Source organism: Microlunatus parietis, assembly GCF_013407955.1.
In the GTDB taxonomy this organism is placed as follows: Bacteria; Actinomycetota; Actinomycetes; order Propionibacteriales; family Propionibacteriaceae; genus Microlunatus; species Microlunatus parietis.
Window position 1 is genome coordinate 4,205,022 of sequence record NZ_JACCBU010000001.1, and the last position, 14,773, is coordinate 4,219,794.

The window sequence follows — 14,773 nt, forward strand, 5'->3', positions numbered from 1 at the left end:
GCCGCGGGATGATCATGGAAGACAACAGCGGAGGAGGGGGTCGTCGGTGAGCACGAAGGACTGGCTCGAAAAGGACTATTACAAGGTCCTCGGCGTCTCCTCCGACGCGAAGCCCGAGGAGATCAAGAAGGCGTACCGGAAGCTGGCCCGGGAGAACCACCCCGACGCCAACCCCGGCAACGCCGAGGCCGAACGCAAGTTCAAGGAGGTCTCCGAGGCCAACGACGTGCTGTCCGACTCGGCCAAGCGCAAGGAGTACGACGACGCGCGCCGGCTGTTCGGCAACGGCGGCTTCCGGTTCCCGCGCAGCGGCGGTCCGGGCGGGCCGTCGGTGGACGACCTGTTCCGCAACGCCGGCGGCGACGGCGGGATCGGCGACCTGTTCGGCGGGCTGTTCGGCGGCAACGCCACCCGGACCCGGACCACGACCAGCCGTGGTCCGCGCCGGGGCAGCGACGTCGAGGGCGAGGTGACGATCGACTTCACCGAGTCGGTGGACGGCGTGACGGTCGCCATGCAGATGGTGTCCGACGCGGCGTGCGGTGCCTGTCACGGCACCGGCGCGAAGGCCGGCACCGTGCCGCGGGTCTGCCCGACCTGTGAGGGCAGCGGCATGCAGACCTCCACGTCGGGCGGTGTCTTCGCGGTGACCGAGCCGTGCCGGGACTGCCGGGGCCGGGGCATGGTGGTCGACGACCCGTGCCCGGTCTGCCACGGTTCCGGTCGCGGCAAGTCGACCAAGTCGATGCAGGTACGGATTCCGGCGGGCGTCACCGACGGCCAGCGGATCCGGCTGAAGGGCCGCGGCGGGGCCGGCGAGAACGGTGGCGCCGCCGGCGATCTCTACGTCGTGGTCCACGTCCGGCCGCACCCGATCTTCGGGCGCAGCGGCGACAACCTCACCCTGACGGCTCCGGTCACGTTCCCGGAGGCGGCGCTGGGCGCCGAGATCGAGGTGCCGACCCTGGGCGCGGCGCCGGTCCGGCTGAAGATCCCGGCCGGTACGCCGAACGGGCGCACGTTCCGGGTCCGCGGCCGCGGGTCGAGCAAGCGGGACGGCACCAAGGGGGACCTGCTGGTCACCGTCGAGGTCGTGGTCCCGGACCAGCTCGACGACGCGGCCCGCCAGGCCCTCGAGTCGTACGCCAGCGCACTGGGCCCGGCCAACCCCAGGGCCCGGCTGCTCGCCGAGGCCGCCGGGGCGGGCGGGTGATCGACGATGGGCGTGAACCTTCCCCAGCGGATCGACAACGACGCACCGGTGTTCGTAATCTCGGTGGCCGCCGGCCTGGCCGGGATGCATCCGCAGACCCTGCGCAGTTATGACCGGATGGGCCTCGTCTCGCCGCGCCGCACGGCGGGCCGGGGCCGCCGGTACTCGGCCCGCGACATCGCCAAGTTGCGGCTGATCCAACGACTCAGCCAGGACGAGGGGATCAACCTCGAGGGGATCCGGCGGATCCTCGAGCTGGAGAACGAGGTCGAGGAGTTGCGCGCGCGGGTGAACGAGCTCGCCGCGCTGCTCGCCTCGGACCGGGCCAGCTCGACTGCGCGCCGGGTGTTCACCGCCGACCCGATCGGCGGGGTCCACCTCGGCCGCACCGGACGCCGCCCACCCCGCGCGCTCCCCGGCCGCTGAACCGGATCGAGCGGGCTCGCGCGGCGCGGTGACTCTCGTCGAGCGGACGATGTGACCGACAGATCCCGCCGATCCGCTGATGGCGCCCACCTCACGACCCGACCGCTGTGGATTTTCGCCGCGTCTGACCGGCCGAAATTCACTCCGGTCGAGCGCAGCACCGCAAGATCCCTCCTCCACCCGGTGGCGATCATCGCAACCCGACGGAACTGATTCTCGCTACGCCGTGCGGCGGGTCGGCGGCGCGATTACCGTAACGACTGCCCGACCAAGGACGCTCCGGAAGGATCCGCCGATGTCCCTCTCGCCGACCGTGACCAAGCTCCAGGATCAGCTCGACGGGATGGTGCTGACGCCCGAGACCCCGGGCTACGACCGGGCCCGTACGGTCTGGAACGCGATGGTGGACCGTCGGCCCCGGCTGATCGTCCGCTGCGCCAATCCGGCGGACGTGGAGACCGCGATTCGGTACGCCCGCGAGCACGATCTCGAACTCGGCATCCGCTGCGGCGGCCACAGCATCGTCGGCCACGCGATCCCCGAGGGCGGGCTGGTCGTGGACCTGACCCCGATGAACGAGGTGACCGTGGACCCGGCCCGGCGCCGGGCCTGGGTCGAGGGCGGTGCGCTGCTCGGCGCGTTGGACCGGGCCGGCGAGCCGCATGGCCTGGCCACCACCGCCGGCAACGTCTCGCACACCGGCGTCGGCGGCCTCACCCTCGGCGGCGGGATGGGCTGGCTGGCCCGGCAGCACGGGCTGACCTGCGACAACGTGATCTCCTTCGAGGTGATCACCGCCGACGGCCGGATCGTGCGGGCCAGCGAGACCGAGCATCCCGACCTCTACTGGGGTCTGCGTGGCGGCGGCGGCAACTTCGGCGTCGTCACCACGTTCGAGTTCCAGCTGCACCCGGTCCCCGACCAGACCGTGCAGGTGCTGCTGACCTTCCCGCTGGACCGGGCCGTCGACGCGTTCCGCGGTTGGCGCGAGCTGGCGCTGACCGCGCCTCGGCAGGCCACTCCGACCGCCTGGGTCGGCGACGTCGACGGCGTCCCGCAGGTCGTGCTCGGGTTCGTCTGGGTGGGCGCCCTGACCGGGTACGACGAGCTGCTCGCCGACCTCAGATCGATCGGCCGGCCGCTGGCCGAGCAGGTGCAGCGGAAGTCGTACCTGGAACTGCAGCAGCAGGACGACTACGACCTGGAGGCCCCGTCCCAGCGCCGCTACTGGAAGGGCCAGTACTGCACCGAGTTGTCCGACGAGGCGATCGAGGCGTTCATCCGGCGCGGCACCGCCGACGGCACCGGCGCCGGGCTGCCGTACGCGAGTTTCCAGGTGTACGGCGGAGCGATCGCCGACGTGCCCGACGAGGCGACCGCGTTCAGCCAGCGGGACGCGTTCGTCGAGTTCGTCGGTGCCGCTCGCTGGACCGACCCGGCCGAGGACGAGGACCGGATCGCCGCCGCCCGCCGCTACGGCGCCGCGATGGCCCCGTTCGCCAGCGGCGCCTACGTCAACGCGCTCACCGACGAGGGTGCCGGTGGGGTCCGGCAGGCGTACGGTGCCGCGAAGCTGGCCAAGCTCCAGGCGCTCAAGGCCACCTGGGACCCGGACAACGTGTTCCACCTGAACCACAACATCGCACCCGCCGCAGGTCCGGCCGTTCCCTGACAGCGGAGGCCGGCGGCGGTAATCTGGGATCAGCGAAGGGAGAGTCGCCGTGCTCAGGGCGAAACTGGACACCACCCGCCGGCGGCGGGCGATCGCGGAGGCGCGCCGTACCTCCGAACTGGAGGGTTCGCGCAGCACCGACGAGACCCGGGCCGACCAGGATGCTTACGTACGCGGGGAGATCGACATCGATGAGCTCGGTGAGCGCGTCCGGGCCCGCTACGGCCTCGGTTGAACCGACCCGATCCGTGGACCGTCGGTGACGACGAGGAACGCTGGAACGGCTATCTGATCCCGCCGGACCACTCCGTGTTGCGCAACCTGGTCGGGGCGGCCGGCGACGAGGAGCTCCGGGCCGCGGAGAACGACCTGCTGGAGTACCGGTTCGCCGAGCTCCGCGAGAATCCGGCCCTGGTCCCGCGCACGTACGACCTTGATCATCTCCGGACCCTGCACCGGCAACTCTTCCAGGACGTGTACGCGTGGGCCGGCGATCTGCGTACCGTCGGCCTCACCAAGGGCGTCGGCCATCCGTTCCTGGCGCCGCGGGAGATCCCGACTTTGGTGGCCCGGGTCGCGCAGCGGATCGCCCGGACCGACCGGCTCCGGCAGCTGCCGCCGCCGCACCTGACCCGGGAGATCGCGGAACTCTACGACCAGCTGAACTACGCGCACCCGTTCCGGGAGGGCAACGGCCGCACCCAGCGGGAGTTCTTCGCCCAGCTGCTCGCCGAGTCCGGCCACGGCCTGGCCTGGGACCGGATCCAGACCAGCGATCTGCACTTCGCTTGCGAGGTCGCCCGCAACCGCGGCGACCGGATGTATCTGTTGACGATCGTCAACACCGCCCTGGTCGCCCTGGGTTGACGATCAGCGGACCGGGCCGGCCTGGAGCGGTCCCGGCTCCATCCCTTCCGGTACGTCCTCGAGCGACCCGGCCAGCATCGCGCCGGCCCAGTCCCGCACCTGCCGGTACGCGCTCAGGGTGAGCGTCGGGCCGGCGCTGATCCGGCGCACTCCGAGCTCGGCGTAGCGCGCCAGCGGCGGAGCGCCCCGGCCGACCATGAGGTTGAGCGGCGCGGGCACGCCGGCGACCAGGTCCCGGACCAGGGCGGGATCGGTGACGCCGGGGACGAAGACGCCGTCGGCGCCGGCCTTGACGAACGTCCGGGCCCGCTCGATCGTCGCCGCCACCAGGTCTGGACCGGTGCTGCCGGCCGGGGCCAGCAGGAACGTGTCGATCCGCGCGTTCACGAACAACCTGACCGGGGTCGAATCGACCAGCTTCCGTACCCGGCGCAGGGTTTCGGCCTGGGCCGCGAGCGGCAGCAACGCGCCGCCGGCCGAGTCCTCGAGGTTGATCCCGACGGCGCCGGCCTCGATCACTTGCTCGACGGCGGTCTCGACGCCGCCGGGCTCGCCGGGATAGCCGCCCTCGAGATCGACCGTGACCGGGATCGTGACGGCGCCGATCACCCGGGCGGCGGCGTCGAGCGCGGTCGCCCGGTCCAGCCCGCCGCCGTCCGCGACGCCGCGGCTCCAGGCGACCCCGGCGCTGGTGGTCGCGACCGCGGCCGCTCCGGCCGCCTCGACCATCCGCGCGCTGGGCGGGTCCCAGGCGTTGGGCAGGATCAGGAGGTCGTCGTGCAGGCGGTGGAACTCCTCGGCCTGCCGTTGCTGAGTGCTCGTCACCTTGATCACTATGGCCGCGGCCGGCGGGGGCCGATAATGATTCGGAAATTCCCGAACTCGAGGATCGCCCGTGTCCCGCACCATCGGCTTCACCGCCCAGGACGCGGCCCGGGTGCGGTTCGGCCGGTCCTGTCTGTGGGAGACGGTCGCCAGCATCCGGGTGCTGCGCCACCCGGCCGGTCACGGCGTCCACCGGCCGTGGGTCCGCCGGGTCCGGCCGGAGCTGGACCGGCTGCTGGCCCGGGTCCCGGAGCGGACCGGTGCGGCGTTCGCGCTGCTCGGCGACCTGGTCGGGTCCGGTGCGCTGGGGCACTACATGCCGGACCTGCTGACCCCGCCGCCGGTTTCGCTGGAGCCGTCCCTGGCCGCGGAGCTCGAACAGCTGGCCGGCACCCCGGCCGAGGTGGTCCGCAGCCAGCTGGCGTACCTGAGGGATCGGTGGACGCCGCGGCTGCAGGCGATGGCCGACGACCCGGCCGGCTGGTTGGCTCGGCTGGCCGACGTCGTGGCCTCCTATTGGGAGGTGGCGCTGGCCCCGGACTGGTCACGGGTGTCGGCGGTCGCCGACGCCGAGGTGTTTCACCGGGCCCGGCAGCAGGCCGCCGACGGGACCTCGGCCCTGCTCAATGATCTGCACGAACGGGTCGGCTGGGACGGTCGCCAGCTCACCGTGTCCGGCACCCGATGTCTCGGCGCCCGCGACCTCGAAGGCGGCGGACTGTGCCTGGTGCCGAGCGTCTTCGTCTGGCCGACGGTGCTGGTCGTCGCCGACGAGCAGACCGCCCAGCTGGCGTTCCCGTGCCGCGGCATCGGCACGCTGTGGGAAGCGGACGAGTCGGGCCCGCCCGGGGCGCTGGAGGAGGTGCTCGGCCGGTCGAAGGCCCGGCTGCTTGCCGTACTCCAGGCGCCGCTCTCGACCACCGAAGCCGCGGCCCGGGTCGAGCTCTCGGTGAGTACGGCCTCGGAGCACCTCACCGCGCTGCGCGCCGCCGGCCTGGTCCGGACCCATCGGACCGGCCGGCGCACGCTGCACGTCCGTACCGCCGCCGGGGACTCGCTCATCTCGGCCAGCCCCTGATCCCGGGGTCAGGTGTAGAGGTTGTACGCGTCCTGGGCGTAGGCGATCCGGCGATCGGTGTGGCAGGTCCCGCAGCCCTCGAACTTGTCCTGGAACGCGATCACCGCAGCCTCGATCGTGGTCGCCGCCCGCAGCTGGGCCAGCCCGTAGTAGGAGAACTCGGTCAGCTCGTACCAGATGAAGTCGAGCTGAACCTGTAGGCCGTAACGATCGACGCCCGCGTTGTTGGCGAACTCGACCAGGTTGTCGCCCGGGTAGGTGTCCCAGCGGCCGCCCGCGCTCCACTGGGCCAGCCCGCGGCCCGGCCCGCCGCCGATCTGGTGGATCGTCGGGTCCATGTAGGACTCCTGGTCGAGGTTGCCGACGACGCCGGCAGCCTGGATCGGCGTGAGCCCCTTGCCGACGAAGTAGTTGAAGGCGACTTCCTCGTTGGCCCGGATCACGCCGGCGGCCGCGGCCGGGACCTCGCGCGGTTGGGCGGTTGCGGCCGGAGCCGCGAGAGCGGTGCCGATCAGGGCCAGCACGAAGGCGCCGGCGACGGCGAGAGAGCGGAAGCGGAAGTTGACACGGCGTTCGGAGAACATCGGACCTCCTGGTCGTCGTTGATCGATGAACTGATCCCCGAGAACCCCCGTTACGGATCCGTGATCCGCTGCCGATCCTGCCAGGCTGGTCACCAATTGTCGAGACCTGTCGGAACTGGGCAGGATTTTTACCTGCTCTTCACGTCCTGGTCAGAAAATCCGCCGGGCCGCCTCGGCGCTGAGCCGGCGCCCGGCCTCGTTCGTGCTCGGTCGGCTCCGCCGGCTCGAGGTGCGGCGAGGGCCCAGGCTGCGCGCCGTCCGTCGGCGACAATGGACGTCGTCCCCGAACTGAGGAGTCCTGTCGTGGTTCCACTGGCGTTTCCCGGACCGACCGAACTGGTCATCATCACCATCGCGACGCTGCCGACCGTCGCCATCGTGGTGCTGCTCGTCCTGCTGGCTCGCCGTCGGGGGACGGCCGCTCCGCCCCGACCCGGCGATCGGGCCTCTGGCCAGGGGTGACGGCAAGGTTGAGTGGATCACACTCAACCTTGTTGATCCAGCGCGCCCATCACCGTAAAGTTGAGCCCAGAAGACTCAACTAGGTCGTCGTACAGGAGTACAGCCAAGGTATGGACACCAACAAGCTCACCACCAAAAGTCGCGACGCGGTCTCGGCCGCGTTGCGCAACGCGCTGACCTCGGGCAACCCGAGCGCCGAGCCGCAGCACCTGCTGCACGGGCTGCTGATGGTGCCCGACAACACGGTCGGGCCGCTGCTCGGCTCGGTCGGCGCCGATCCCCAGGTGGTCGACGCTGCCGCCCGCGGCGCGATCGCGAAGCTGCCGTCGGCCAGCGGTTCGTCGGTGAGCCAGCCGCAGCTGTCCGGCTCCCTGGCCCGGGTGCTGGCTGACGCGGAGAACCGGGCCGAGCAGCTCGGCGACTCCTTCGTCGCCACCGAGCACCTGCTGATCTCGCTGGCCGCGATCGACTCCGAGGCCAAGAAGATCCTGACCGATCTCGGTGCGACCGCCGAGAAGCTGACCACCGCGTTCAACGAGAGCCGGGGCAGCAAGCGGGTGACCAGCGCCGAGGCCGAGGGCACCTCCTCCGCGCTGGACCAGTACGGCGTCGACCTCACCGAACAGGCCCGAGAGGGGCGGCTCGACCCGGTGATCGGCCGGGACGCCGAGATCCGGCGCGTGGTCCAGGTGCTGGCCCGCCGGACCAAGAACAACCCGGTGCTGATCGGCGAGCCGGGCGTCGGCAAGACCGCCGTCGTCGAGGGCCTGGCGCAGCGGCTGGTCGCCGGTGACGTACCGGATTCGCTGAAGGGCCGCCGGCTGGTCTCGCTCGACCTGTCGTCGATGGTCGCCGGCGCGAAGTACCGCGGCGAGTTCGAGGAGCGGCTGAAGGCGGTCCTGAACGAGATCCGCGACGCCGAGGGCCAGATCATCACCTTCATCGACGAGCTGCACACCGTGGTCGGCGCGGGCGCCAGCGGCGACTCCTCGATGGATGCCGGCAACATGCTGAAGCCGATGTTGGCCCGCGGTGAGCTGCGGATGATCGGCGCCACCACGCTGGACGAGTTCCGGGAGCGGATCGAGAAGGATCCCGCCCTGGAGCGGCGGTTCCAGCAGGTGTTCGTCGGCGAGCCGAGCGTTGAGGACACGATCGCGATCCTGCGCGGCTTGCGGGAACGGTACGAGGCGCACCACAAGGTCGCGATCACCGACTCCGCCCTGGTCGCCGCGGCCTCGCTGTCGCACCGCTACATCACCTCGCGGCAGCTGCCGGACAAGGCGATCGACCTGATCGACGAGGCCGCCTCGCGGCTGCGGATGGAGATCGACTCCTCGCCGGAGGAGATTGATCAACTTCGGCGCAGCGTCGAGCGGATGAAGATGCAGCAGTTCGCGCTGGAGAAGGAGACCGACCCCGGCAGCGCCGAGCGGCTGGCCCGGCTGCGCGAGGAGTTGGCCGACACCGAGGAGAACCTGCGCGGCCTGGAGACCCGTTGGCAGGCGGAGAAGCAGGGCCTGAACCGGGTCGGCGAGCTGAAGGAGAAGATCGACGAGTTGCGCGGCGCCGCCGACCGGGCCCTCCGCGACGGTGACCTGGTGCGCGCCAGCGAGATCAACTACGGCGAGATCCCTGCCCTGGAACAGGAGTTGGCGGTCGCCAGCGAGGCGGAGAAGCAGACCAAGCCGATGGTCTCGGAGGAGGTCGGTGCCTCCGATGTGGCCGAGGTCGTGTCCAGTTGGACCGGGATCCCGGTCGGCCGGCTGCTGGAGGGCGAGAGCGAGAAGCTGCTCAGCATGGAGGAGCGGCTGGGCGAACGGCTGATCGGGCAGCGGACCGCGGTGCGTGCCGTCTCCGATGCGGTACGGCGCTCGCGGGCCGGCATCTCCGATCCGAACCGGCCGACCGGATCGTTCCTGTTCCTCGGCCCGACCGGCGTCGGCAAGACCGAGCTGGCCAAGTCGCTGGCGGAGTTCCTCTTCGACGACGAGCAGGCCATGATCAGGATCGACATGAGCGAGTACTCCGAGAAGCACTCGGTGGCTCGCCTGGTCGGTGCGCCCCCGGGCTATGTCGGGTACGAGGAGGGCGGCCAGCTGACCGAGGCGGTCCGCCGGCGGCCGTACTCGGTGATCTTGCTCGACGAGGTCGAGAAGGCGCACGCCGAGGTCTTCGACATCCTGCTGCAGGTGCTCGACGACGGCCGGCTGACCGACGGCCAAGGCCGTACCGTCGACTTCCGGAACGTGATCATGATCTTGACCTCGAACCTGGGGTCGCAGTTCCTGGCCGACCAGACGCTGGACGCGGAGTCCAAGCGGAACGCCGTGATGGGCATCGTCCGCGGGTCGTTCAAGCCCGAGTTCCTGAACCGGCTCGACGAGGTCGTCCTGTTCGACGCCCTCGGCACCGAGGACCTGGCCAAGATCGTCGAGATCAACCTGCACCGGCTGAACCAGCGGTTGGCCGACCGCCGGATCGCCGTCGAGGTGACGCCGGGCGCGAAGGACTGGCTGGCCCTGACCGGCTTCGACCCGGTCTACGGTGCCCGGCCGCTGCGCCGGCTGATCCAGTCGACGATCGAAGATCAACTGGCGAGGCGGGTCCTGGCCGGCGAGATCGGCGACGGCGACACCATCACGTTCGACGTCGACGACGCCAGCGACGGCTTGGTCGTCGTGGCTCAGGTCCCCGTGGCCTAGCGTTCCCTGGGCTTGTCGAAGGGTGGCCGGATCGTGCTGCCCTTCGGCAGGCTCAGTCGGCCGCGCAGATCGTCTCGCCCGGCGCGACCAGGCTCATGATCAACGGGATCAGCCCGGCCTCGACCGCTCGCCGTACTCGACGGTCGTCGGCGCAGGTCACCTTGATGCAGCACCGCTGCCCGCAGCTGCAGCGGCGCGGAGGACGCCGAGGGTGAGCAGGGTGATCATCGGGTTAGGTTCCTTCGGTGCGCCCCAGTCCGGCGCCGGGTGCGGGGCCCGGTTGTCGGGCGACCTCCCCCACTGCGCGTCCGCCGCCCACAGCCCGTCCCGGCGGCGCTTCCGGATCAGCAGATCCAGCCCGTCGCGGCCGCGCCGATCGTCGATCCGGCCGGTCCGGGCCAGGAAGCGCAGCACGGAGAGCAGGTCGTAGTGCCAGGTCGACGGGTAACTGAGTTTGGCCCAGCGCGAGTTGATCATCTGGCCGGCCGGCGGCGGCTTGGGTCGCCAGCGGCTGGGGATCCCGCTGCCGAGGCTGTACAGCAGGCGGTGATCGAGGAACAGTTCGGCGGCCCGGTCGACGGCCTCGGCCGCGCTGCTGTCGCCGATCGCGGTCGCGTACTCGTGCAGGCCCCAGGCCGGCAGCAGTGACTCGTCGAAGCTGGACCGGCGGCCGGAGGCGTTGCGGTGGCAGTTCCAGCCGCCGTCCGGCCATTGCCAGTCCAGCAGCGCCTTGGCCATTCGGTGGGTACGGGGATCGTCGGCCAGCCCGGCCCAGCAGGCGATCCGCAGCACCGAACCCTCACCGCCGGCGCAGACCCGGGCCAGTCCGTTGATCATGGTCGGCCCGTGCCGGTGCCGGGGCAGGTCGACGGCGTGGTCGAGCACGTACTCGACGGCGGCGGCGATCCGTGGATCGTCGGCCGGCGCGGCCAGGTCGATCAGGCTGGCCAGCCGCCACAGCGTGGTCGACCAGCGACGACTCGGGCTGCGCCTGACGGTCTCGACGGTGCGCAGATTCTCCGGGCTGCGACTGGAGCCCCGATAGCGGCCGACCCTGGCGAGGTCCGGGCCAAGGGCACCGTCGGGCTGTTGCTCGGCGAGCAGGGCCGACACGCGAGGTCCGGCCAGGATCCTGCTCGGACTCTCGTCGCCTGGGGTGTCCAGCAGTTCGCGATGGGTCCGGTCGCGGATGCCGGGCTCGTCGGACTCCAGCAGCCAGTCCACCGCGGCCTATTCGGTCATGACACCTCATCCTGACAGTCGTACCGGACGTCTGGTGTCCTCTTCGGGCCCGGGGTTGACCGTGGCCGCGCCGGGAAGGGATGATGACGCATGTGGGCGACTCGTCAGTAGTGAATAGATATGTCGACGCTTGAGTTCGACGCCGCCGCCGGGCGGGACTGGGCGGAGCGGTGCCGCCGGGTGCGGGCCGGCGACGCGGCGGAGCGGCGGCACGTGCTGGCTGCGGCGGCGACGCTGACCAGGCGGCGGGTGGTCGAGATGATCACGGCGGCCCAGGCCGGGCACATCGGCGGCGACTTCTCGGTGACCGACCTGCTCACCGTGCTCTTCCATGGCGTGCTGCGGATCGACCCCGCGCGGCCGGATCGGCCGGACCGTGATCACGTCATCCTGAGCAAGGGCCACTGCGCCGCGGCCCTGTACGCGACGCTTGCCGCCGCCGGCTACTTCCCGCCGGCCGAGCTGACCACGTTCATGGCGCCGCTCAGCCCGCTGAACGGGCATCCGAACCGGACCAAGGTGCCCGGCGTGGAGACCAACACGGGACCGCTCGGCCACGGCCTGCCGGTCGCGCTCGGCACCGCGCTCGGGGTCCGGCTGGCCGGCCGCGACTCGCGGGTCTTCGTCGTCCTCGGCGACGGCGAACTGCAGGAGGGCAGCAACTGGGAGGCGCTGATGTCGGCCAGCCACCACGGGCTGACCAACCTCATGATCATCGTCGACCGGAACCGGCTGCAGCAGGGGGCACGGACCGAGGAGACCAACCGGCTCGATCCGCTGGACCAGCGGCTGGCCGCCTTCGGCTGCGAGGTACGGATCGTCGACGGCCATGATCATCTCGCGCTGCTGGACACGCTCACCTCGGCCGGCACCGACCGTCCGGTCGCCGTGATCGCGAACACCGTGAAGGGCAAGGGGGTCTCGTTCATCGAGGACCGGGTGGAGTGGCACCACAAGGTGCCGAGCGCCGAGCAGGTGGAACTGGCCCTGGCCGAGTTGATCATCGAGGAGCCCGCGGGGGTGGCCTCATGATCACCGCGGCTCCCACGTACGACAACCGGACCGCGTTCGCCGAGACCTTGATCGAACTCGCCGAGCAGGACCGCCGGATCGTCGCGGTCTCCAACGACTCGGTCGGTTCCAGCAGCCTGACCGGTTTCCGGGACCGGTTCCCGGACCGGTTGATCAATGTCGGCATCGCCGAGCAGAACCTGGTCGGCGTCGGCGCCGGCTTGGCCAATGCCGGGCTGATCCCGTTCGTCTGCGCCGCGTCGCCGTTCCTCACCGGCCGGTCGCTGGAGCAGATCAAGGCCGACGTCGCCTACAGCGCGCAGAACGTGATCTTGTGCGGGATGAGTCCCGGCCTCGCGTACGGGGAACTGGGCCCGACCCACCACTCCCCGGAGGACCTGTCCTGGCTGCGTGCGCTGCCCGGCCTCGACCTCGTGGTCCCGGCCGACCGCCGGCAGACCGCCGAGGCGATCCGGCAGGCCGCCGCACGCCCGCGGCCGACGTTCATCCGGGTCGGCCGGTTCGCGGTGCCCGACGTGACCCCGGACGGCGTCGCCCTGGAACGCGGCCGATTCCAGCAGCTCCGCGACGGCGGCGACGTGACCCTGATCGGCACCGGGACGCTGGTCTCCCGGGCCGTCGCGGCGGCCGAGATCCTTGCCGCGGAGGGGATCGCGGCTCGCGTGCTGAACGCCGCCTACCTCGCTCCGCTGGATGTCGCGGCGATCGAAGCGGCGGCCGGTGAGACGCGCGGCATCGTCACCGCGGAGGAGGCCAACCTGGCCGGCGGCCTCGGTGCCGCGGTCGCGGCCGAGGTGGTCCGGCTGGACCGGGCGCGCCGGGTTCCGGTCCGGATGCTGGGGCTGCGCGAGTTCGCGCCGACCGGCAGCACGGCGTTCCTGCTCGACCATTTCGGACTCACCGCGGACGGCGTCGCCGCCGCGGCACGGGAGGTGCTCGACCATGGCTGACGCGGGCCTGTTCCGTGATCATTTCGCCGGGCGGACGGTCGTCGTGACCGGCGCCGCACGGGGTATCGGGCTCGGCATCGCGACGGCATTCGCCGGCGCCGGTGCCGACGTGATCATGGTGGACCGGGACGATCAGGTACGCCAGGCGGCGGAGGACGGCCGGGCCGCAGGGTTGCGGCTCACCGCTGTGCCGGCCGACGTGACCCGCGAGTCCGACGTCGCCGCCGTCTTCGACCGGGTGGCCGAGCTGACCGGCCGGCTCGATGTCTTGATCAACAACGCCGGCGTGATCACGATCAACGAGCTCGAGCACACCAGCCTGGACGATTTCAACCGAGTGCTCGCGGTGAACACCACCGCGGCCTTCCTGACCGCCCGCGCCGCCCTGCCGCTGCTCCGCCAGGGCGACGGCGGCGTGATCTTGAACGCCGCCTCCGGCCAGGCCCGGCAGGGCTTCATCTACACGCCCGCGTACGCGGCCAGCAAGTTCGGCATCGTCGGGATGAGCCAGTCGCTGGCCAAGGAACTGGCGCCGGCCAACATCCGGGTCAACTGTTATTGCCCGGGCATCGTCCGGACCGAGATGTGGGCCTACAACGACCGCGAGTGGGGCCGCCGCCTCGGCGACTACCGGCCGGGCGAGCTGATCGAGGAATGGATCGACGACATCCCGCTCGGCCGCCCCGCCGAGGTCGACGACGTCGCCAACCTGCTCCTCTTCCTGGCCTCGGACGCAGCGGTCTACATCACCGGCCAGGCGATCAACATCGACGGCGGCATGTTCATGAACTAGAACCCCCAAGAAAACCCGCCGACCGGTCACAAAAGCAGGCGTTTTGGCGGCGTGTCGCTGCACTTGTGACCGGTCGATCCCGCGTGGCGCACGGGGCAAGGGCGAGCGGCTGCCGGGAATCGCCTCGGAGTGAGACCGAGCAGCCCACTGTCTCCCGACCAGGAGAACGGACCCGACCACCTTGAGGCTTCCGGGCATCGAGTGTGACGAAAGAACCACTGAAATCTCGCCAGGCCGTAACGTCACACTCGATGGCTTGGAGGACGGATGGATATGGGGGTGAGCCGCTCGGACATGGCCCGTCGGGCCGACCGCCGGTTGACTGATCGGCATGACGCACTCGTACTCTGCTCCGAACCTCCCGCGCTCGACCGATGCGGTCCCGCGGATGACGGCTGCGGACCGGTTGCGGGCGGCTGTCCTGCTGGCGGCGACCCTGGCCATGGGACTCGTCGCCGCGGTCTACCTGCACTGGTCGGAGACGATCATGCCGGCGCTCGCCGGGACCGACGACCGGACGTTCGTGATCGTGGAGCAGCGGCTGGACAGTGCGATCTTCGGGCCGTTCTTCATGGGCTACGGCATCGCGGGATCGTTGCTGCTGACCGGCATCGCCTGGGCCGCGCTGGCCGGCACCGGGCGGCGGAACCTGTGGCCCTGGCTGATCACCGCGCTGGTGCTCGACCTGGCCGGGATCATGATCACGATGGCGGCGAACGAGCCGCTCAACCAGGCGATCCGGTACGCCGGCGATCCGTACCAGCTGGCCGATCCGGGCGCGGTCCGGGCCGCGTTCCAGGAACAGACCTGGACCGTGCTCAACCACGTCCGGGCGGTCGCCACGGTGCTGGCCACCGTCTGCCTGGGCTGGGCCCTGGTCCTGTTCGGCCGCAGTACGGCGATCGGTCGGCAGCGGTAGTTCTC

General features: G+C 71.0%; 15 protein-coding genes. 12 read left to right on the forward strand and 3 right to left on the reverse strand.

The window, feature by feature from the left end:
• Positions 1-46 precede the first annotated feature (46 nt).
• From dnaJ to BKA15_RS20155, 5 genes are all read left to right on the forward strand, one after another.
• Positions 47-1,213 (forward strand): molecular chaperone DnaJ, encoded by a 1,167-nt coding sequence (gene dnaJ, locus BKA15_RS20135; RefSeq protein WP_179753738.1) that lies wholly within the window; start codon positions 47-49, stop codon positions 1,211-1,213.
• A 6-nt stretch (positions 1,214-1,219) separates the two neighbouring features.
• Entirely contained in the window at positions 1,220-1,639 is a 420-nt protein-coding gene (locus BKA15_RS20140) for a heat shock protein transcriptional repressor HspR (protein WP_179753740.1), read from the forward strand.
• A gap of 295 nt (positions 1,640-1,934) precedes the next feature.
• Positions 1,935-3,311, forward strand: coding sequence for an FAD-binding oxidoreductase (locus tag BKA15_RS20145; RefSeq protein WP_179753742.1), 1,377 nt, complete (start codon positions 1,935-1,937; stop codon positions 3,309-3,311).
• A 49-nt stretch (positions 3,312-3,360) separates the two neighbouring features.
• Positions 3,361-3,546, forward strand: coding sequence for an antitoxin VbhA family protein (locus BKA15_RS20150; RefSeq protein WP_179753744.1), 186 nt, complete (start codon positions 3,361-3,363; stop codon positions 3,544-3,546).
• Positions 3,543-4,178: a Fic/DOC family protein gene (locus BKA15_RS20155; RefSeq protein WP_179753746.1), complete on the forward strand. Its 636-nt coding sequence runs from the start codon at positions 3,543-3,545 to the stop codon at positions 4,176-4,178. The genes BKA15_RS20150 and BKA15_RS20155 overlap by 4 nt, the downstream gene beginning before the upstream one ends.
• A 3-nt stretch (positions 4,179-4,181) precedes the next feature.
• On the opposite strand, the gene BKA15_RS20160 is transcribed toward BKA15_RS20155, so the two are convergent.
• Positions 4,182-5,003 carry an isocitrate lyase/PEP mutase family protein gene (locus BKA15_RS20160; RefSeq protein ID WP_218871491.1) on the reverse strand — a complete coding sequence of 274 codons (822 nt, stop codon included), beginning with the start codon at positions 5,001-5,003 and terminating at the stop codon, positions 4,182-4,184.
• Positions 5,004-5,073: 70 nt separating this feature from the next.
• On the opposite strand from BKA15_RS20160, the gene BKA15_RS36925 reads away from it, so the two are divergent.
• Positions 5,074-6,081, forward strand: a complete 1,008-nt coding sequence (locus tag BKA15_RS36925; protein ID WP_179753750.1) for a helix-turn-helix domain-containing protein — start codon at positions 5,074-5,076, stop codon at positions 6,079-6,081.
• Positions 6,082-6,089: 8 nt separating this feature from the next.
• On the opposite strand, the gene BKA15_RS20170 is transcribed toward BKA15_RS36925, so the two are convergent.
• Entirely contained in the window at positions 6,090-6,665 is a 576-nt protein-coding gene (locus BKA15_RS20170) for a phage tail tip lysozyme (protein WP_179753752.1), read from the reverse strand.
• Positions 6,666-6,968: 303 nt separating this feature from the next.
• Between BKA15_RS20170 and BKA15_RS20175 the strand changes: the two genes are divergently transcribed.
• Entirely contained in the window at positions 6,969-7,127 is a 159-nt protein-coding gene (locus tag BKA15_RS20175; protein WP_179753754.1) for a hypothetical protein, read from the forward strand.
• Between the two features lie 110 nt (positions 7,128-7,237).
• Positions 7,238-9,832, forward strand: coding sequence for an ATP-dependent chaperone ClpB (gene clpB / locus BKA15_RS20180; protein WP_179753757.1), 2,595 nt, complete (start codon positions 7,238-7,240; stop codon positions 9,830-9,832).
• 156 nt (positions 9,833-9,988) lie between these two features.
• Here the strand turns inward: clpB and BKA15_RS20185 are convergent, their stop codons facing one another.
• Positions 9,989-11,056, reverse strand: a complete 1,068-nt coding sequence (locus BKA15_RS20185; protein ID WP_179753759.1) for a hypothetical protein — start codon at positions 11,054-11,056, stop codon at positions 9,989-9,991.
• A 138-nt stretch (positions 11,057-11,194) separates the two neighbouring features.
• On the opposite strand from BKA15_RS20185, the gene BKA15_RS20190 reads away from it, so the two are divergent.
• The 4 genes from BKA15_RS20190 (at position 11,195) to BKA15_RS20205 (ending at position 14,768) form a co-directional block, all read left to right on the forward strand.
• On the forward strand, positions 11,195-12,106 hold the full coding sequence (locus BKA15_RS20190; RefSeq protein ID WP_179753761.1) for a transketolase: 912 nt from the start codon (positions 11,195-11,197) through the stop codon (positions 12,104-12,106).
• Positions 12,103-13,056 (forward strand): transketolase family protein, encoded by a 954-nt coding sequence (locus BKA15_RS20195; RefSeq protein WP_179753763.1) that lies wholly within the window; start codon positions 12,103-12,105, stop codon positions 13,054-13,056. The genes BKA15_RS20190 and BKA15_RS20195 overlap by 4 nt, the downstream gene beginning before the upstream one ends.
• Entirely contained in the window at positions 13,049-13,849 is an 801-nt protein-coding gene (locus tag BKA15_RS20200) for an SDR family NAD(P)-dependent oxidoreductase (protein WP_179753765.1), read from the forward strand. Before BKA15_RS20195 ends, BKA15_RS20200 begins: the two co-directional genes overlap by 8 nt.
• 331 nt (positions 13,850-14,180) lie before the next feature.
• A complete protein-coding gene (locus BKA15_RS20205) occupies positions 14,181-14,768 on the forward strand; it encodes an anthrone oxygenase family protein (protein ID WP_179753767.1) in 588 nt (195 codons plus the stop codon).
• The last annotated feature ends 5 nt before the right edge of the window (positions 14,769-14,773 follow it).

What these genes read in the sequence shown, in the direction of transcription:
- BKA15_RS20140 (WP_179753740.1), top strand. Translation starts at nt 1,220, where the DNA reads ATGGGCGTGAACCTTCCCCAGCGGATCGACAACGACGCACCGGTGTTC.
- BKA15_RS20145 (WP_179753742.1), top strand. Translation starts at nt 1,935, where the DNA reads ATGTCCCTCTCGCCGACCGTGACCAAGCTCCAGGATCAGCTCGACGGG.
- BKA15_RS20170 (WP_179753752.1), bottom strand. Translation starts at nt 6,665, where the DNA reads ATGTTCTCCGAACGCCGTGTCAACTTCCGCTTCCGCTCTCTCGCCGTC.
- clpB (WP_179753757.1), top strand. Translation starts at nt 7,238, where the DNA reads ATGGACACCAACAAGCTCACCACCAAAAGTCGCGACGCGGTCTCGGCC.
- BKA15_RS20190 (WP_179753761.1), top strand. Translation starts at nt 11,195, where the DNA reads ATGTCGACGCTTGAGTTCGACGCCGCCGCCGGGCGGGACTGGGCGGAG.
- BKA15_RS20195 (WP_179753763.1), top strand. Translation starts at nt 12,103, where the DNA reads ATGATCACCGCGGCTCCCACGTACGACAACCGGACCGCGTTCGCCGAG.
- BKA15_RS20200 (WP_179753765.1), top strand. Translation starts at nt 13,049, where the DNA reads ATGGCTGACGCGGGCCTGTTCCGTGATCATTTCGCCGGGCGGACGGTC.
- BKA15_RS20205 (WP_179753767.1), top strand. Translation starts at nt 14,181, where the DNA reads ATGACGCACTCGTACTCTGCTCCGAACCTCCCGCGCTCGACCGATGCG.